Source organism: Achromobacter kerstersii (assembly GCF_902859595.1).
Classification (GTDB): Bacteria; Pseudomonadota; Gammaproteobacteria; order Burkholderiales; family Burkholderiaceae_B; genus Achromobacter; species Achromobacter kerstersii.
Genome location: NZ_CADIJQ010000001.1, coordinates 427,968 through 445,865, shown reverse-complemented (window position 1 = coordinate 445,865; position 17,898 = coordinate 427,968). Strand labels below are relative to the sequence as shown.

Sequence of the window (17,898 nt, the reverse complement as noted above, 5' to 3'; positions counted from 1 at the left end):
ATGAAAGCAAGGCGATGGTTGGGAGCGGCGTTAATCGCCGTCGGCGGATTTTCCGTGATGGGTGGCGCCCTGGCACAAACCAAAGACGCGGCGTCCGGCACGCAAGGACAGGCGTCTGGCAAGAAACCAAATATTCTTGTTATTTTCGGCGATGACATCGGGCAGGCGAACATCAGCGCCTACACACGTGGCGTGGTGGGATACCGGACCCCCAACATTGATCGCATCGCCAACGAAGGCGCCATCTTCACGGATTACTACGCCGAGAACAGTTGCACCGCCGGGCGGTCAACGTTCATTACCGGCCAATCCGCCCGCCGCACCGGCTTGTCGAAAGTGGGCATTCCGGGCGCGCCCGTCGGCCTGCAAGACCGCGACATCACCATCGCCCAGGCGCTCAAGGGCCAGGGCTACAACACCGCCCAATTCGGCAAGAACCACCTGGGCGATCGCGACGAATATCTGCCCACCAAGCACGGCTTTGACGTGTTTTTCGGCAACCTTTATCACTTGAACGCCGAAGAAGAACCCGAACGCCCCTACTTCCCGAAGAACTCCACGGACCCCGCCATCAAGGCCTACATGCCGCGTGGCGTGATCAAGGCATCGGCTGACGGCAAGATCGAAGACACTGGCGCCTTGACCACCAAGCGCATGGAAACGATCGACGACGAAACCGTGGGCGCCGCGCTGGATTATCTGGACAAGCACGGCAAGGACGACAAGCCCTTCTTCCTGTGGATGAACTCCACGCGCATGCACTTGTTCACGCACATCCGGCCTGAACACAAGGGCAAGAGCGGCATGCCCGGCAATGATTACGCCGACGGCATGTGGGAGCACGACCAGGACGTGGGCAAGCTCCTGAAAAAGCTCGACGACCTGGGCATCGCCAACGACACCATCGTGATCTACACGACGGACAACGGCCCCAACCAGTTCTCGTGGCCGGACGCCGCATCCACGCCGTTCCGCAGTGAGAAGGACACGAACTGGGAAGGCGCATTCCGTGTGCCGGCGATGATCCGTTGGCCGGGCCACATCCAGCCGGGGTCGGTCAAAAACGACATCGTGTCCGGTATGGACTGGTTCCCGACACTGCTTGCCGCCGCCGGTGACGATGGCGTGAAGGAACGTCTGCTCAAGGGCTGGAAACCCAACGGCGCCAACCGCGACTTCAAGGTGCACCTGGACGGCTACAACCAGATCGATTACCTGACCGGCAAGAGCGATAAGAGCGCACGCGAAGACTTCTACTACTTCAACGATGACGGCCTGCTGGTCGCCATGCGTTACGAGAACTGGAAGGTGGTGTTCTGCGAACAGAAGGCGCCGGGGGGCTTTGCGGTCTGGAAGGAACCCTTCGTCTGCCTGCGCGTGCCCAAGGTGTTCAACCTGCGCATGGACCCGTACGAACGTGCCGACATCGTTTCCGATCAGTACAACGACTGGCTGACGAAGAACGCGTATCTGGCCTTCGTAGGCTCGGCCAAGGCATCGGAATTCCTGGAGACCTTCATCGAATGGCCGCCCAGCCAGAACCCGCCCAGCTTCAGTACCGACCAGGTACAGCGCGACGTGGACAAGAAGATCGAACAGTATTTCGAGGAACAGAAAAAACAGGGCAAGGGCCCCAAGTAAGCCAGGAAACCTGGTGAATAGCGCGCCGCGCAAGGGAGCCTCCCACGCGCGGCGCGTGTGCGTTTCGGACAAGGAAAAACGGTGCACCAGAACGCTGAAGCCAGAGGGCACGCCTGTTGGACACACGCATGGCTGATCGCTGCATTGGCCTGCGCGGCCGCGCCTGACGCCCTGGCCCAACCCACCCTGCGCTTGAGCCAGGACGATTTGCAGAAGCGTGCAAATGGAGTCTTAGCGCTGATGTCGTTCTCTATCGTGCCCGACATCACGACGAGTTCCTTATCCCTCGGCGGCGGTGGCGGCACAACGTCGGGCTCCACAGAATTTTTCATGACCCAGTTGGGTGGCGGCGACACGATCTCGAAATCGGTCCCCATCTACCTGGAAGGCGTGCTGGCCGGCAGCCGCTACGACCCGACCTTCATCGCCACGCAAGGCGCCGAGACCCGCAACATCCCCACCAAATGGAACAGCGTGTCGGCAACCGGCGGCATCGGCTGGGACTTCAAACTGACCGACGAACTGAAGCTGCGCCCCATCTTCAACGTTGCGCTGGGCAACGTCACCAGCGACCTGCGGGCTGCAAGTTGGTACGTCGGCCAAAAGACCGGCACGGACGTCACATTCCTGGACAAGGGTTCGCTGAACGCCTATGGGCTGGGCGGTTCAATCATGCTGGACTACGAACACTACCGCCCCGGCTACGAAGTGGATGTGGAATTGCGCTATTCCGACATCCGGCTAAAGAGCTTCGACAGCTCGGCCGCGGTGCAAGGCAACGCGATTGCCCAATCCGCAAACCTGTGGGCGCGCTACCGGGCCCCCACCGGTTTTGTGATGCTGCAACGCCCGCTGCGCTACGTGCTGGAGCTGACCCATTCCGAGTTTCTGGGCGACCAGCGCGGCGTGCTGGGATTCGACCGCCTGACATCCGTGGGCGCCGGCCTGGAGCTGGATTCCAGCGCCTACGACATGATCATCACCCGCACCCGATTGGTGGGGCGCTATGTGTTTGGAACAAACGTCTCGGGGTTTTCGGTGGGGCTGGCGGTGAGTTTCTGAGGGTGGCACGCGAACCGGTGCGCCGGCCAAATCCGCAGCAGATGGAAAGTTCTGGGTCTGGACAAGGAATGTCCAGAGCGCCATTCAGACTTCAATTTTCCGAGTCTGAATGGAGTCTTTTGTGTCACACACGTCCACCAACCATCAATCGATTCAACGCACTAACAAGGCCTCCGTGCAACTCGAAGGATGGGGTATGCCGGCTGACGAGGTCATCGCCTTGGCGGCAACGCTTAACCGTCAAGTGCCCGCGCTCGATTGGTTTGCAGAAGAGCGCGCTGACCGCGAAGCGCTGACGTTGCACCTGGTTGATATTGCTGCGTTGGCTGGCGAATCGGGACATGCAGTGTGGAATACCTTTGGCCCTGTCGAAGCCATGCGGCAAGCGCGCGAGGCAGGCCAACCGGCGCTAGCGGTCTGCCGCGGTAAATTCAGCGAGTTGCCAGTGGACCGCTTGGGGGTATGGGTGGCGGCGGCCGGCTTTGCATGGGAAACCAAAACGCAGGCGGTGATTCGAGCGCTCGCGGCCATGGCATGGCAACCGCAACGGGGCTACCAAGATTTGCCAGGATGGCAGGCCGTCCAACCGCTGACGCAGCGAAATCTGCTGGCCATTACAGCATCCGACGACGATAAAGTCGATTTTCCTGCCTTGATGAGACAGGTATCCGAAGCGTCGTTCATGCATCCCGCCGCCTTGTCAGTGGCCGGCGTTCCAACCGCAACGTTTGAACGCACGCTGGTGGAAGCCGGCATGCAAGACCTGCACGAAACAGCCGTTGCCCCCATGACGCTTGACGGCGTCCTGCGTATCGATGCGTTGGTGGGCTTCCCATGGCAGGGTACGAATCAGTCTGCAGCAGTTTGAACAAAGTCACCCGTCAAGTAAGCCGACGCCCCCTGGGCAAGCACCGCCTGAATCTCTTTGCGCAAATACGCCGGTTTGACCAGCATGACGTCCGGCGCCAATCCAAGCACGAACTGCTTGAACGTCAAGGACGGACGCACCGTCGCCACGATTTCAAAGCCCTCTCGTGTCTCTTTGATGACCTGATCCTCCGAGAGCCGGTAGTATCGCAACCGGCTTCGGAAGTCGCGCTCTCGGACTTTCAAGGTGACTCGCTGAGGGGCTTCGGGAAAGAACAACAACGTATGTTCCTGGCGCAAAAATCGCTCGAGATCAAAGCCCGTGTCGGTATCCGCCGGTTCATGGGTGGCAACGGCGCTGGTGATCCTGTCAATGCGGTGCAAGTAGCGCACGAACTTCCCGCTGCGCCGGGAACGTCGGCACGACACCAGATACAGCACACTGCCACGCTCGATCAGGGCCAAGGGCGACACTCGGTAATGAACCGGAGCGTTGGTCGATACCGCCACATTCTGATAGCCCAGGTCCAGGCTCGTATTGCGGTACAGCGCGTCCGTCAATGCGCCCATGATGGCCTCGTCCTGCTCGGGAGCAATCAAGGGAAACCCAGAGTCGATGATGGCCGCTTTGCCACGCCAGGCGCGGCCTTGCAGATACCGCGGATACGTAGGATGGCTAGCGAGAAGCTCTCGGCTGCGGTCGCAGTGCTCTCGTAATGTTCTGAGCGCCTCGGCAGGCAATTGGTTTGAGGCGAATTGCTCCAATTGCAAAAGCGCAACCGCCAGTTCCACACTTTTGACCTCGGCTTTGCCCGGCATCTTCTCGGGGATGCCACGCCAACTACGCGCACTTCCCTGCCCACGACAGTCAACAACGCCGTCTTGAAGCAGCCGTTGCAACGCCCTCTGCATGGTCTTGGATGAAGACGCCGAATATCCATACCGGGGCCGCAACCATTCATAAAGCATGCGCGACGACACCCATCCCCCGTCACGCTGAAGCATTTCAAGCACATCCCAATGCAAAGGCGTGAAATCTTCGCCTGCCATACGTCCCTCCATCCCCAATTTTCTTGGGCCCAATTCAAATCAAGCTCATAGGCCAAATCCCAATCTGGCTCTACGGGCCAAGCAATATTCCGTTTCTTCTATTTATATACTGTTATACTTTTGTGTAACACATTCTAACAGAGAGGACGACAGTAATGCCCCTTCCCTTGATCATCGGTGCCGCAGCCTTAGTTGCAGCCAGCTACGGCGCCAAAAAAGGTTATGACGGTTATCAAAAGCATTCCGAAGCCGACGACATCGTCAAACGGGCAAAAGCTGCATATGACGAACGTCGCACCGTCTTTGATGCCCAAGAAAAGAAAACCGAAGTGGCGTTGACGGCCCTGGGTAATCTGGAACTTGAAATCGGCGAGAGCTTCGGTGAATTCAAAACCCTGGCAGATACGCTGATTAATGACCTGAACGCGAATTCTCAAGACAAGCTGGAGGTCAAATTCCCCAAGCGGGAACTTCAGAAAATTGAGAATTACAGTTATTCCGCCGTTGGGGTGCTGGGCAGCATTGCCGGTGCGGGCGCGGCAGGCGCGGCGGCGGGTTTTGCGGTGTATGGCGGGGTTATGGCCCTGGGCGCGGCATCAACGGGTACGGCCATTTCCGCGTTGGCGGGCGCTGCGGCCACCAACGCCACCCTGGCCGCCATTGGCGGCGGCTCGCTCGCTGCGGGGGGTTTGGGCATGGCTGGTGGCACCGCCATTCTGGGTGCCGCCGTGGCTGCCCCGATCTTGGCAATCGCAGGTTGGGCCTATGACAACCACGGCGAAGAAGCCCTTAAAAACGCCCATAAGGCATCCGACGAAGCGGATGCCGCCATCAAGAAACTGGGTAAGGCAGATGAGTTCCTGGCAGACACCGAGGAATATGCACGCCGGATCAAGCGCGCCTTGACGCGCATCTATCGTGAATTCCATTGCTATTTCGATGATCTCAAAGACGTCAGCGCACTTGTCGATGACCTGAAGGGCCGCAATGTCGACGTCGCCGCCGAGCTCGCCAAACTGGGCACGTCGGTCACGCAGATCATCGAAAACGGCTATGCGCTCGCCTCGATTCTGACCAAAGTCATTACCACGCCGCTCTTCAAGGTTAAGGAAGCTCGTGGCGCCATCGTCGTCGATGAAAACGGCTTGCCCGAAATGCTCAAGGACGCAGATGGGTCGATGATGCTGAATGGTGACAAGATCGACGATGTGCTCGACGCCGCCAAGCAGGACGCCACGCGCTACGAACACCGCTAGCCCACTCGTACTTCGCACGGAGGGAGCAGGACTCCCTCTCCCTATTGCCGCCTTTTGCGTGGCCCCCTCGCCATTAATCCGATCTGAATACCATGCACGCTATCGCCAGCCAGTATCCCTGGGCAGAAGAGTTGGAAAAAACCGTCGTTCGAAGCCTCGCCACGAGTTTCGGTTTGGATTTCTTGTTATTCAAAGACAAGCATGGCGGCGAAGTCGACACGATTCATAATGCGCGAAGCGGCGTCTGGGCGACCCAGGCAGAGCATGACAAGTACGACCAGCGCGGCGCGTATTCGGACGTCAAGGGCGCTTATCATAGCGATCGCAGGTACATAGACAAGGGAAAGTCTGACGCCGCACTCCAGCAATCCGGCAAACTCCAGGACGGTTATACGTCCAGCCGGATGTCCGTGCAGAACGGAATTCGCGACCTGGATCATGTGATTGCGGCAAAGACCATTCATGATGATGCCGGTCGCGTATTGGCGGACATTTCCGGAATGAGTCTGGCAAACCACAGTTCCAATCTGGTTTCCACGCATCGGAGTATCAATCGATCGAAGCAGGCTTTGCCGGTCGAAGAGTTTCTGACTGCGCTGCCTGGCAAGATTAGTCAAAAAAAGGCCACCCTGACCGCCGATCGTAAAACCTTGGAGTCGATGCCACGAAATACGCCTGAGCAACGGCATCGAGCCGATCAACAAAAAACAAAAATAGAAAAGACCGAGTCGCAGCTCCAGGAGCTGGAATCGATCGACCCCGCAGCCATGCGGAAAAATGACTTGGCAGCCAGAAAGCAATACGACGGCACCATCAATAAGAAGTACTACACCAGCAGCAAATTCTGGGGCTCGACCCTGAGCGCGTCAGGCAACGCAGGCGTACGCATGGGAGCCCGGCAGATGCTGGGTCTGGTCGCCGCTGAAATCTGGTTCGAGTTGCGCGAAGCATTGCCCGCGCTCATGCAGAAAATGCGCGTGAATTTCTCACTAGCAACATTCCTGCAAGAGGCGGAACGCACGCTCCAGAGCATCTGGACTCGCGTGAAGGCGCGATTCAAAGATTTTCTGACCGCATTCAAAGACGGCGCGTTCGCCGGCATCCTGGGCAGCGTGACCACCACGATGTTCAACATCGTGGCCACCACTGGCAAGAGCGCGATCAAGATCATTCGCGAGATGTGGGGGCAAATGACGGCAGCCTTGAAGCTGTTGGTCTTCAACCCCGACGGCCTGTCCACAGTCGACCTGACAAAGGCCGTCGTCGCTGCGTTGTCCGCAGGCGTTGCGACCGCCGTGGGAAGCCTGGTCTACGCGCAACTGGTGCCTATCATGAGCTTTCCGTTCGGCGGAGAGCTTGCGGCGTTCATCGGCGCCTTGACGACCGGCATCGTTACCTTGGGTCTGCACTACGTCCTGCTGCACAGCAAAATGATGGAACGCATTTGGCTCCTGATTGAACGCAGCAGCCACGCGCTCACACTGCGGCAATTCGAAACTCTGAACGCGCAGTTGGACGAGTATTTGGAAGATATCGCCCGTATCGAATTGAATGTCGATGTCGACGAACTTGAAGACTTCGCCCTGGATTTGAGCAGCGCAAAAACCGAAACGGCGCGTGGCGCCGTGCTCCTGCGGGAGATCAAAGAACGCGGCATCGCGCTGCCCTATGAAATGGGCAATGCCGACAGCACACGCAGCTGGCTCGCGTCATTGGCCAAGTGAACTCGCCGTTTCCCTGCTCGCAGTGCGGGCGATGCTGCCAGCTGGTGGATCGCTCTGCGCTTACTCGGCATTTGGACCGCGGCGACGGCACGTGCCTGCACTTCGACGCCGTCCGCCTGCAATGCGGCATCTACGAGCAGCGCCCCGACCTCTGCAGGGTGGACCGGCAATACACGCTGCATTACGCGAAGCACCTCTCCTGGGACGACTTCGTGACGCTGAACCTGCGCGTGTGCGCAGCCCTGCAACACCCTGAGTTCCCCTCAGGTGACACCCCAACATCCCATGACCAAAACTGAATATCTCGCGCGCTCAGCGCCATTTATCCATTGGCTTGCCTCGATTGTCTCGGGACAGGTGCCGCTCGACTATCGGCATGAGAATGGCGTGGACGCCAGCCTGAAGGACGCCCTTGACCGCTACAGCTGGCCCAACAAGCGGATCGACATTCCGACCCCCGAGGGCCAATTAAGCATCCCTGCCCATAGCAACTTTTTAGTCAACGCCGCCCTGCTGCAGAGGCTCCAAGCGGGTCTACGCCGCTGCCTGGATCAGACGCCGGTCAATGATGCAGAGCTCGCGCATTGGGCCGAAGCCATCATGCGCTGGGGTGGCGTGTTCACCAAGCGTGGCAATGGCCCTTGGCTGGACAGTAAGCGAGTGGGCTTCTCAACCTACCTGCGCCCCGTACTGCAAGCGCTATCCGACCCGGGCGGCTCTGCGCACAAGGCGTTACCTGATCTCAGGTCGAACGCCGGCACCACCAAAATTCACTCCCTGGCGCTGCCTGATTTCGTGATCTATGACAGCCGCGTCGCTGCCGCCCTTGCGTGGCTGGCGCTGCGGTGGAGTCAACAGGAAGGCATCGCGGTGCCCGCCCAGTTGCGATTTGCCTGCATGCGCGCGAACACCAGTAAAGCCAACCTCAAAATGCGTTCACCCAATCAGACACTATTCCCCTACTTCGCCGCTACGGGACCGTTGCGAGAGCATCAGCGCCATGCGACCTGGAATATGCGAGCCAATTGGATCATCTGTGCAGCCGCTGCGCAGTCCACGGCCGCCGCTTGGACGGCTCGCCAGATCGAAGCTGCACTATTCATGATGGGCGCCGACTTAGCCCCTGCGATGCGCGATCGCTGAAACGACGAGCATCACCGCCCCCAGCACCAAAATGCCCGCCAGAATGCCCGATAGCCGCATCAGCGCTGGCGCCGGATCGTTTGCCCAATGGTGGTCCTGCACGAACACCATGATGAAGGCGATGGTGAACTGACGGCCGACATAGCTGGCGCCTTCCTGGCCCGACTGCACATGGCATCCGACCCACACGCCCAAGGACAGCACCAGCATGTGCCAAACGGGTTGCTCGTGCATTAGCGGCAAAAGCGCCATGCCCACCACCCCGGCCAACAGGCAGCCCGCCACGCGTTGCACCATTTTTTCAATGATGGGCTGGCGCGTGCTGTCCACCAGCTTGCCCGCCGGCAGGATCAACACCGCAATCGTCGTCACCATCGCTTGCGCGAAGCCGGGCATATCGAACCAGTAGGTGCACGCGGCAAGAATGACGATGGCCAAGGCCGCCTGCACCCCCAGCAGCAAACGGTTTCGCCGCAAGACGTCAGGCGGCGGCGCGCTGGCTTGTGTCGTGTCCGCGTCTTCACCAATGGCCAGCGGTGTCGCCGAAACCGGTGGCGGCCGCACACGCCGATACCACTGCGGCCCGAAATGAAATGCGCTGGCCACCAACACGCAAGCCAGCGTCCCCACAATGACCTCCGCCGCGCGCAACGCCGCAAACACGGCTGTCGCCTCCCATGACGCCAGCACGTGCGCTTCATACGTCACCATCAAGGCCGTCACCCCGCCCAGCATCCAGGCATACGGCGCCTTGGACCCATTGGCGTAATACGCCGCCACCCCGCCAATCACGCCCAGCATCGGCACGAACAACGCAGGACGGTCGCCAATCAACGGCCCCGCCAGCGCCCCCAGCGCCGCGCCCAGCAAGGTGCCGGCCACCCGATGCGCCGCGCGCTCAAGCGAGCTGTTGAAGCTCGTCTGCATGACGGCAAACCCGCTGACCGCCGCCCACCACGTGTACGACAAATGCAGGGCATTCGCGAGCGCGACCGATAGCGCGACGGACAGCACCGCCTCGATCGCAAACGTGGCGCGCGCCCGGGATGGCTTCCACGCGGCAAGCTCACGCCCCAGCGCAAACATCGCCGCGCGGATGGTGTGCAAGAGCGTATCGGCGAGTGTCATGCGATGAAGGGGGTTAGACGCTGCGGGTTGCCGGCGGGATGAAGTCAAATAATAAGGAGCTTCCCCCGCCTTGTCGAAACGCGCCTGCCAATCAGCGCGCGATAGATGTACGGTATTCTCGATCCGGCCAAATTCTGCTTATCAAACTGACCACCAAGGGAGTCAACATGAAACGCCATCCGCGCGTGATCGCTATTGCCGCTTTCGTCTCTATGCTTGCCGCTTGCGCCGCCCCGCAGACCAAAGCGCCCATCACCGGCAACACGCACGCCGGCGCCACGTTGAAAGCCGACGTCGCCCAGAACATTTCGATGCAGGCCCAAGTTCAACTGAATTGCCAAAAGGTCGACGCGATTCAAACGGAAGTCGTCAAGGTCAACCCGATTGGCACCGGCAATTCCGCCGCGTCCCGGCAGTATGGAAGCGTGGATGAACGATGGATCGTGCAACTGTGCAATCAGCAGATTCCGTTCAAAGTGACGTTGACGCCCGATGGAAAAGGCGGAACGTTTTTTTCGACGTCGCGCGAAACGTATTGATGATGGCGCAGTGATCGGTCACGCACGACCAACATCCGCTATTGCCCAGACCGTTGCGCGCAGCACCTCTCCGACGAGTTAGCGTAAACGTGTAAATGCACGAGCGCACAATCGAAAAGGCGCGCAAGCGCACACCGCCCCGACGCCCCACCACCGTATGCCGATTGCCGCCGCCCGGGCGGCAGCAATTCGGCGGCCCCGCAGCACTCGTCACCTAGGCACGCCCTAGCAGCGCGCCAATCCAAGACACCGGCAGCCTGTTGCCGTGGTGGCCCAGACGGCGCGCAACCTCGATGCGCCCGAGGGAATCTGAAGGGAAGGCCAAAGGCCTGGACGAAGATGACGACGGGGGAGTCCGGAGCGAAGGCTCCGGACCGCAATCGTGGGCGCGCGCCGTCTGGGCCACCACGGCAACGGGCGACCTACGAAGCAACGGCAACGGGCGACCAACAAAGACACAACCACCTACGAAGACAAACTCTTCCCGCCACCCCCAGCCAACTCCCCCGCCAACCCCAACGCCCGCAACAAAAACTCCGACCCATCATCCTTCCGATAGCTGACAATCACCGGCGACACAAACCCATCCCCTTCGATCCGCACATGCACCACATCCTGCCGCTGCAACCGTTGCACCGACGCCGGCACCACACTCACCCCTAAGCCTGCCGCCACCAGCCCAATCGCCGTCTGCAACTCGTTCGCCTCCTGCACCACCTGCAACGAATACCCCGCTGCCCGAAACAACCCCAGCACATGATCCGCAAAATTCGGCCGCGGCCGCGCCGGATACAGCACGAACGGCTCGCGCGCCAAACGCTCCACCGACACGCTTCCCATCCCTGCCAGCGGATGATGCAACGGCACGGCAGCCATCAGCGGTTCGGTCATCAGCACGCGCCGCTCAATCGCCGGGTCATCCAGCAAAATCCGCCCGATACCCAGATCAATCCGCCCGGCCTTCAACGCTTCAAGCTGCGGCAACGTCGTCATCTCCATCAGCCCCACCTCCACCTGCGGATCGGCGCTGCGCAGTTGGCGGATCAGCTCCGGCACAAAGCCATACAGCGTCGACGGCACAAACCCAATGCCAAACCATCGGCGCTGCGTCTGCCCCAAACGCCGGGTGCCTTCCAGCACCTCATCCAGCCTGGCGGTCAGCAGCCGGGACTGCTCCAGCAGAAAGCGGCCGGCCTCGGTCAAACGCAACGCCCGGGTCGTGCGCTCGAACAGCACCACGCCCAGCTCCTCTTCAAACTGGCGAATCTGACGGCTAAGCGGGGGTTGAGCGATGTGCAGGCGGGCGGCGGCGCGGGTGAAACTGCCCTCTTCCGCCACGGCCTGGAAATAACGCAAATGCCTGAGTTGCATGGCTAATTCAGACTTGAAAGGTATTAATCGGAACCTATATAGTCTTGGACCTTTCAGGAAACTGCAAGCGATACTGCCACCATCGCTCAATCCCTGGCAGTAAAAGTATGAATCAGCCCAGCATTCTTTCCGTCGAAGCCATTCTGGTGGACCTGCCCACCATCCGCGCCCATCAGCTGGCCATGGCCGTCATGCAGCGCCAGACGCTGGTGATCGTGCGGCTGATGTGCAGCGACGGCATCGAAGGCATTGGCGAAGCCACCACCATCGGCGGGCTGTCGTACGGAGAAGAAAGCCCCGAGGGCATCAAGCTGGCGATTGATACTTATCTGGCGCCCGCACTGGCTGGTTTGGACGCGACCAATATTCACGCCGCCATGCAACGCCTTGAGAAAGTGGCGCGCGGCAACCGCTTCGCCAAATCCGCGCTGGAAACCGCGTTGCTCGACGCGCAAGGCAAGCGCTTGAACGTCCCCGTGTCCACGCTGCTGGGTGGCGCCGTGCGCACCCGGATGCCGGTGCTGTGGACGCTGGCCAGCGGCGACACCGCCCGCGACATCGAAGAAGCCGAATCCCTGCTGCAAAGCCGCCGCCACAACACCTTCAAGCTGAAAGTCGGACGCCGCGCCGTGTTGGAAGACGTGGCCCACGTGTCGCGCATCAAGCAGGCGCTGGGCGACCGCGCTCGCGTCACCGTGGACGTCAACCAGGCCTGGAATGAGGCCGATGCAGCTGGCGCCATTGCACGCTTGGAAGCCGCTGGCGTTGACCTGATCGAACAACCGATTCCCCGCGCCAACCTCGCGGGCATGGCGCGGCTGGCTGCCCGCTTCGTCGTGCCGATCATGGCGGACGAAGCCGTCAACGGCCCCGAAGACGCGCTGGACATCGCGCGCCAAGGCGCGGCTGATGTGTTGGCGCTGAAGATCGCCAAGTCCGGCGGGCTGTATGAAATGCTGCGCACCGCCGCCGTCGGCGATGCGGCCGGCATGGCGCTGTATGGCGGCACGATGCTGGAAGGCTCGGTCGGTTCCATCGCGTCGGCGCACGGTTTTGCCTGCCTGCCGCGCTTGTCCTGGGGCACGGAATTGTTCGGCCCCCTGCTGCTGAAGGACGACATCGTCGCCAACCCGCCGCGCTACGCCGACTTTGAACTGGAACTGCCCAGCGGCCCGGGGCTGGGCCTGACGCTGGACGAAGACAAACTGAATTTCTATCGGCGCGACCGCGCAACGGCGACCTGATCCCAAGACACGGCCGCGCCCGCCATGAAGGGCGCACCCCACAATAATTCAAGCATCACGGAGACAACCATGCGCATGCGCCATGTATTCAAACCCTTTGCCCGCGCAGTCCTGGCGCTGTCCCTGCTGGGCGGCGCGTCCGCCGCGCTGGCCGACAGCTACCCCGACCGCCCCGTCAAATGGATCGTGCCCTTCCCGCCGGGCGGCGCTATGGACAGCATCGCCCGCACCTTGGGCGAATCCATGGGCAAGCAGCTGAACACGTCCTTCATCGTGGAAAACCGCGCGGGCGCAGGCGGCAACATCGGCGCGGCCAGCGTGGCGCGCTCCAAGCCGGACGGCTACACGATCCTGATCGTCGCCAACGGCATGGCGGTCAACCCGGCCCTGTACACCGACCTGAACTACGACCCCATCAAGGACTTCGCGCCGATCTCGCTGCTGGCCGTGGTGCCCAACGTGCTCGTCACCAACCCGGCGCGCACGGGTGCGACCAGCGTGCAAGACGTCATCACCAAGGCCAAGGCGCAGCCCAACCACTACACCTACGCCTCGGCCGGCGTGGGCACGTCCATCCATCTGGCAGGCGAACTGTTCGTGTCGATGACGGGCGTTGAGATGCTGCACGTGCCGTACAAGGGCAGCGGCCCCGCCGTCGCCGACCTGCTGGGCGGCCAGGTGGATTACATGTTCGACAGCATCACGTCCGCCAAACCGCACATCGCCGCTGGCAAGCTGCGCGCCTTGGCCGTCACCACCGCCAAGCGCTCCGCCGCGCTGCCCGACGTGCCCACCTTGCAAGAAGCTGGCGTGCCCGGCTACGAGCTGATGCCCTGGTTCGCCGCCTTCGCCCCCGCCGGCACGCCGCCAGAAGTCGTGGCCAAGCTGAACGAAGCCATGCGCAACGCACTGGCCGAACCGAAGGTAAAAGCCACACTGGATTCGATTGGCGCAGAGTCGATCGGCAGCTCGTCGGACGCCCTGCGCGATCACCTGGCCAAAGAAACCGCGCAATGGAAGACGCTGGTCAAGGAACGGAATATCAAGATCAACTGATGCGTGTGCCGGATCGCCCGGTGTCAGACTGCATTTTCCTGGAACCAGACTGCATTTTCCGCGGCGAAGGTCGGATTGAAAAATGCAGTCTGACTGCAAGATCCCCAGCACTCACCCCCTAAAAAAACGCCCACGCAGCACCTTGGTGCGCGTGGGCGTTTTGCTGTCGGTACACTCCGCCGGCGGAAAGACTACTCCACCGTCGCCCCCGACTTCTTCACCACTTCTGCCCAGCGCGGAATCTCGGTTGCCATCAGGGCGCGCAATTCGTCCGGCGTGCTGCCGACGAGTTCCATGCCCATGGTCTTGCCGAGTTTTTCCTGCACATCCGGTTCCTTCAAGATCAGCGCGATTTCGGCGGCCAGCTTGTCCAGGATGGGTTTGGGTGTGCCTTTCGGAGCGTAAACCGCTTGCCAGGATGCCATTTGGAAACCTGGCACGCCGGCTTCCTGCATGGTGGGGACCTCCGGCGCGAGCGAGATTCGGTCTTTGGTGGTGACGGCCAGAAGCTTCAGTTTGCCGGTTTGCAGCAGCGGCAAGGCGGCGGTCATCTGGTCGAACATGAAGGTTACGGCGCCCGATGACACGTCAACCATGGCGGGCGGCGTGCCCTTGTAAGGCACGTGCGTGAGCGGCACGCCGATCATGCTTGAGAACAGTTCGCCGGCCAGGTGCGTGGACGTGCCCGCGCCGGAGGACGCGAAGGTGCGCTTGTTGGGGTCGCGCTTGAGCAGCGCGATCAGGTCGGCCACCGAGTTCACGCCCAGGTTGGGGTCAACCAGCAGCACGTTCGGCAGGTAGGCGATGAGCGACACCGGTTCGAAGTCTTTGACCGGGTCGTACTTCAGGTTCTTGTACAGGCTGGCGTTGATGGCGTGCGTGCTGATCGTGCCGCCGAACAAGGTGTAGCCATCGGGCGGCGCTTTCGCGACGTAGGTGGCGCCGATGCCACCGGCCGCGCCGGGCTTGTTTTCGACGATGACGTTCTGGTGCAGGCGGTCACCCAGCTTCTGGGCGAGCACGCGGCCGACGACGTCGGTAGACCCGCCGACGGTGAATGGCACCACATAGGAAATCGGCTTTTGCGCGGGCCAATCGGCGGCGCTGGCCGGCATGGCCAGCGTGCCTAGGACGGCACTGGCCAGCAGCGCGGCCAACGCGCTGCGTCGTTGCGTATTCATGGTTGTCTCCTGCCTTGATTTATTGCTTTATAGGTATGGGGTCGCAGGCGGCGGGACGACTGGCCGCCTACAGCAAGGCTCAACGGCCTTGCTCTTTGCGCCAGGCGGCGAATTTGTCTTTGGTGCCCGGATCGGTGGGCGGGTACAGGCCCAGGATGGACGCGCCCTGCTGCACCTGACTGGTCACGAAGTCTTCGAATGCGGTCATCTCCACCGCTTCGATCGAGATCTCGTCGGCCAGATGCGCGGGAATGACGACCACGCCTTCGCGGTCGCCCACGACGATGTCGCCCGGCCACACGGCGACATCACCGCAGCCGATGGGCGCGTTGATGTCCAGCGCCTGATGCAGCGTCAGGTTGGTCGGGGCCGAGGGGCGCTGGTGATAGGCGGCAAAGCCCAGTTCGGCAATTTCAGGGGAATCGCGAAAGCCCCCGTCCGTGACCACGCCAGCCACGCCGCGCTTCATCAAGCGCGTGATCAGGATGGAACCGGCGGACGCCGCGCGCGCGTCCTTGCGGCTGTCCATGACCAGCACCGCGCCTTCCGGGCAGGTTTCGACAGCGACGCGTTGCGGGTGCGAGCGGTCTTCAAACACCTTGATGGTGTTCAAGTCTTCACGCGCGGGGATGTAGCGCAGGGTGAACGCCGGGCCGACCATGTTGGGCAGGTTGGCGTTCAGCGGGCGCACGTCCTGGATGAACTGATTGCGCAGGCCGCGTTTGAACAGCGCCGTGCACAGGGTGGCCGTGCTGATGCCGGACAGGCGGGCACGGGTTTCGGGATTCATTTGGGACACGATGACTCCGGACAAAAAACAGAATGAAAGAAACGCGCGGCGGGCCCTGCCCGCCTGCGCGCTTAGAAGATTTCGGGTTCCGGCACGGGTGCGCCGAACTCGGTTTCCAGGAAATCGAAATCGCAGCCGTCGTTGGCTTGCAGGATGTGCTTGGAATACATCCAGCCGTAGCCACGCTCGTAGCGCTTGGGCGGCGGCGTCCAGGCGGCACGGCGTGCGGCCAGCTCTTCGTCGCTGATGTTCAGATGAATGCTGCGAGCCGGCACGTCCACCGTGATCAGGTCGCCGGTTTTCACGAAGGCCAGCGGGCCGCCCACATACGACTCGGGCGCGGCATGCAGGATGCAGGCGCCGTAGCTCGTGCCGCTCATGCGGGCGTCAGACAGGCGCAGCATGTCGCGCACGCCCTGCTTCACCAGCTTCGTCGGGATGGGCAGCATGCCCCATTCCGGCATGCCTGGGCCGCCTTGCGGGCCGGCGTTGCGCAGGATCATGATGTGTTCGGGGGTGACGTCCAGGTTCTCGTCGTCGACCGCCGCCTTCATGCTGGGGTAGTCGTCGAACACCAGCGCCGGACCCGTGTGTTGCAGGAATTGCGGCGCGCAAGCGCTGGGCTTGATCACGCAGCCGTCGGGCGCAATATTGCCGCGCAACACGGCCAGCGCGCCTTCGTCATAAATGGCGGTGTCCACCTTGCGGATGACGTCGTCGTTGTAGACCTCGGCGCCCGCGATGTTCTCGCCCAGCGTCTTGCCGGTGACGGTCATGGCGGACAGGTCCAGGTGGCCGTCCAGGCGCGTCATCAGTGCCGGCAAACCGCCTGCGTAATAGAAGTCTTCCATCAGATAGGTGTCGCCGCTGGGCCGGATGTTGGCAATGACGGGCACCTTGCGGCTCGCGGCGTCAAAGTCTTCCAGGCTGACGGCATGGCCTGCGCGGCGCGACATGGCCACCAGGTGAATGATGGCGTTGGTGGAACAGCCCATGGCCATGGCCACGTTGATGGCGTTCTTGAACGATGCCAGGCTCAGGATGCGCTTGGGCGTCAGGTTGTCCCAGACCATCTCGACCACGCGGCGGCCGCACTCGGCGGACATGCGCATGTGGCCGACGTCAGCTGCGGGAATCGAGGATGCGCCGGGCAAGGTCATGCCGATGGCTTCGGCAATGGCCGTCATGGTGCTGGCCGTGCCCATCGTCATGCAGGTGCCGTAGCTGCGGGCGATGCCGCCTTCAACTTCGGTCCATTGTTCCTGGGTGATCTTGCCGGCGCGGCGCTCGTCCCAGAGCTTCCAGGCGTCCGACCCCGACCCCAGGATCTTGCCCTTCCAGTTGCCGCGCAACATGGGGCCGGCCGGCACGTACACGCACGGCAGCCCGGCGCTGATGGCGCCCATGAGCAACCCCGGCGTGGTCTTGTCGCAGCCGCCCATCAGCACCGCGCCATCCACCGGGTGGCTGCGCAGCAGCTCTTCGGTTTCCATGGCCAGGAAGTTGCGGTAGAGCATCGTCGTGGGCTTGACGAAGGATTCCGACACCGAAATGGCCGGCAGCTCCACCGGAAAACCGCCCGCCTGAAACACGCCACGCTTCACGTCTTCAACGCGCTGCTTGAAATGGCTGTGACAGGGGTTGAGGTCAGACCAGGTGTTGATGATGGCGATGATGGGCCGGCCGACCCAGTCGTCAGGCGCATAGCCCATTTGCATCATGCGGGAACGGTGGCCGAACGAACGCAGGTCATCCTTGGCCATCCAGGCGGCGCTGCGCAGACTTTCGTAGGAACGTTTCATAGGGGAAATGGGGGTGAGGCGTGGTGGGGATGAACGCATTTAAA

The 17,898-nt window shown here is 61.6% G+C and carries 15 protein-coding genes; 9 read left to right on the top strand and 6 right to left on the bottom strand.

Annotated features, from left to right (window positions below):
- The 3 genes from HV765_RS01970 (at position 1) to HV765_RS01960 (ending at position 3,571) form a co-directional block, all read left to right on the top strand.
- Entirely contained in the window at positions 1–1,641 is a 1,641-nt protein-coding gene (locus HV765_RS01970; protein WP_175168592.1) for an arylsulfatase, read from the top strand.
- Between the two features lie 132 nt (positions 1,642–1,773).
- Complete coding sequence (locus HV765_RS01965; RefSeq protein ID WP_175169462.1) at positions 1,774–2,703, top strand: hypothetical protein; 930 nt, start codon at positions 1,774–1,776, stop codon at positions 2,701–2,703.
- Between the two features lie 121 nt (positions 2,704–2,824).
- Positions 2,825–3,571, top strand: coding sequence for a hypothetical protein (locus tag HV765_RS01960; RefSeq protein WP_175168591.1), 747 nt, complete (start codon positions 2,825–2,827; stop codon positions 3,569–3,571).
- Here HV765_RS01960 and HV765_RS01955 read toward each other — a convergent pair.
- Positions 3,553–4,620: a helix-turn-helix transcriptional regulator gene (locus HV765_RS01955; RefSeq protein WP_175168590.1), complete on the bottom strand. Its 1,068-nt coding sequence runs from the start codon at positions 4,618–4,620 to the stop codon at positions 3,553–3,555. The two genes, HV765_RS01960 and HV765_RS01955, sit on opposite strands and share 19 nt — an antisense overlap.
- 155 nt (positions 4,621–4,775) lie before the next feature.
- Between HV765_RS01955 and HV765_RS01950 the strand changes: the two genes are divergently transcribed.
- The 3 genes from HV765_RS01950 (at position 4,776) to HV765_RS01940 (ending at position 8,743) form a co-directional block, all read left to right on the top strand.
- Positions 4,776–5,876 carry a chemotaxis protein gene (locus HV765_RS01950; RefSeq protein WP_175168589.1) on the top strand — a complete coding sequence of 367 codons (1,101 nt, stop codon included), beginning with the start codon at positions 4,776–4,778 and terminating at the stop codon, positions 5,874–5,876.
- A gap of 92 nt (positions 5,877–5,968) precedes the next feature.
- Positions 5,969–7,600 (top strand): hypothetical protein, encoded by a 1,632-nt coding sequence (locus tag HV765_RS01945; RefSeq protein ID WP_175168588.1) that lies wholly within the window; start codon positions 5,969–5,971, stop codon positions 7,598–7,600.
- Positions 7,601–7,885: 285 nt separating this feature from the next.
- Positions 7,886–8,743 carry a hypothetical protein gene (locus HV765_RS01940; RefSeq protein ID WP_175168587.1) on the top strand — a complete coding sequence of 286 codons (858 nt, stop codon included), beginning with the start codon at positions 7,886–7,888 and terminating at the stop codon, positions 8,741–8,743.
- Here the strand turns inward: HV765_RS01940 and HV765_RS01935 are convergent.
- A complete protein-coding gene (locus tag HV765_RS01935; RefSeq protein WP_175168586.1) occupies positions 8,717–9,871 on the bottom strand; it encodes an FUSC family protein in 1,155 nt (384 codons plus the stop codon). The genes HV765_RS01940 and HV765_RS01935 overlap by 27 nt on opposite strands.
- 167 nt (positions 9,872–10,038) lie before the next feature.
- Between HV765_RS01935 and HV765_RS01930 the strand changes: the two genes are divergently transcribed.
- A complete protein-coding gene (locus tag HV765_RS01930; protein ID WP_054427683.1) occupies positions 10,039–10,410 on the top strand; it encodes a hypothetical protein in 372 nt (123 codons plus the stop codon).
- 465 nt (positions 10,411–10,875) lie between these two features.
- On the opposite strand, the gene HV765_RS01925 is transcribed toward HV765_RS01930, so the two are convergent.
- Entirely contained in the window at positions 10,876–11,781 is a 906-nt protein-coding gene (locus tag HV765_RS01925; RefSeq protein WP_175168585.1) for a LysR family transcriptional regulator, read from the bottom strand.
- Positions 11,782–11,888: 107 nt separating this feature from the next.
- On the opposite strand from HV765_RS01925, the gene HV765_RS01920 reads away from it, so the two are divergent.
- The gene (locus HV765_RS01920; RefSeq protein WP_054427689.1) at positions 11,889–13,025 is read left to right on the top strand and encodes a muconate/chloromuconate family cycloisomerase; all 1,137 of its coding nucleotides are present in this window, start codon (positions 11,889–11,891) and stop codon (positions 13,023–13,025) included.
- A 69-nt stretch (positions 13,026–13,094) separates the two neighbouring features.
- Positions 13,095–14,081 (top strand): Bug family tripartite tricarboxylate transporter substrate binding protein, encoded by a 987-nt coding sequence (locus tag HV765_RS01915; RefSeq protein ID WP_175168584.1) that lies wholly within the window; start codon positions 13,095–13,097, stop codon positions 14,079–14,081.
- A gap of 191 nt (positions 14,082–14,272) precedes the next feature.
- Here HV765_RS01915 and HV765_RS01910 read toward each other — a convergent pair whose 3' ends face one another.
- The 3 genes from HV765_RS01910 to araD form a co-directional block, all read right to left on the bottom strand.
- On the bottom strand, positions 14,273–15,262 hold the full coding sequence (locus tag HV765_RS01910; protein ID WP_175168583.1) for a Bug family tripartite tricarboxylate transporter substrate binding protein: 990 nt from the start codon (positions 15,260–15,262) through the stop codon (positions 14,273–14,275).
- Positions 15,263–15,341: 79 nt separating this feature from the next.
- Positions 15,342–16,052, bottom strand: a complete 711-nt coding sequence (locus HV765_RS01905; RefSeq protein WP_175169461.1) for a ribonuclease activity regulator RraA — start codon at positions 16,050–16,052, stop codon at positions 15,342–15,344.
- 71 nt (positions 16,053–16,123) lie between these two features.
- Complete coding sequence (gene araD / locus HV765_RS01900) at positions 16,124–17,854, bottom strand: L-arabinonate dehydratase (protein ID WP_175168582.1); 1,731 nt, start codon at positions 17,852–17,854, stop codon at positions 16,124–16,126.
- Positions 17,855–17,898 lie beyond the last annotated feature (44 nt).

Coding starts and splice junctions, on each gene's coding strand:
- HV765_RS01970 (WP_175168592.1), top strand. CDS start 1: ATGAAAGCAAGGCGATGGTTGGGAGCGGCGTTAATCGCCGTCGGCGGA.
- HV765_RS01955 (WP_175168590.1), bottom strand. CDS start 4,620: ATGGCAGGCGAAGATTTCACGCCTTTGCATTGGGATGTGCTTGAAATG.
- HV765_RS01950 (WP_175168589.1), top strand. CDS start 4,776: ATGCCCCTTCCCTTGATCATCGGTGCCGCAGCCTTAGTTGCAGCCAGC.
- HV765_RS01945 (WP_175168588.1), top strand. CDS start 5,969: ATGCACGCTATCGCCAGCCAGTATCCCTGGGCAGAAGAGTTGGAAAAA.
- HV765_RS01940 (WP_175168587.1), top strand. CDS start 7,886: ATGACCAAAACTGAATATCTCGCGCGCTCAGCGCCATTTATCCATTGG.
- HV765_RS01935 (WP_175168586.1), bottom strand. CDS start 9,871: ATGACACTCGCCGATACGCTCTTGCACACCATCCGCGCGGCGATGTTT.
- HV765_RS01930 (WP_054427683.1), top strand. CDS start 10,039: ATGAAACGCCATCCGCGCGTGATCGCTATTGCCGCTTTCGTCTCTATG.
- HV765_RS01925 (WP_175168585.1), bottom strand. CDS start 11,781: ATGCAACTCAGGCATTTGCGTTATTTCCAGGCCGTGGCGGAAGAGGGC.
- HV765_RS01920 (WP_054427689.1), top strand. CDS start 11,889: ATGAATCAGCCCAGCATTCTTTCCGTCGAAGCCATTCTGGTGGACCTG.
- HV765_RS01915 (WP_175168584.1), top strand. CDS start 13,095: ATGCGCATGCGCCATGTATTCAAACCCTTTGCCCGCGCAGTCCTGGCG.
- HV765_RS01910 (WP_175168583.1), bottom strand. CDS start 15,262: ATGAATACGCAACGACGCAGCGCGTTGGCCGCGCTGCTGGCCAGTGCC.
- HV765_RS01905 (WP_175169461.1), bottom strand. CDS start 16,052: ATGAATCCCGAAACCCGTGCCCGCCTGTCCGGCATCAGCACGGCCACC.
- araD (WP_175168582.1), bottom strand. CDS start 17,854: ATGAAACGTTCCTACGAAAGTCTGCGCAGCGCCGCCTGGATGGCCAAG.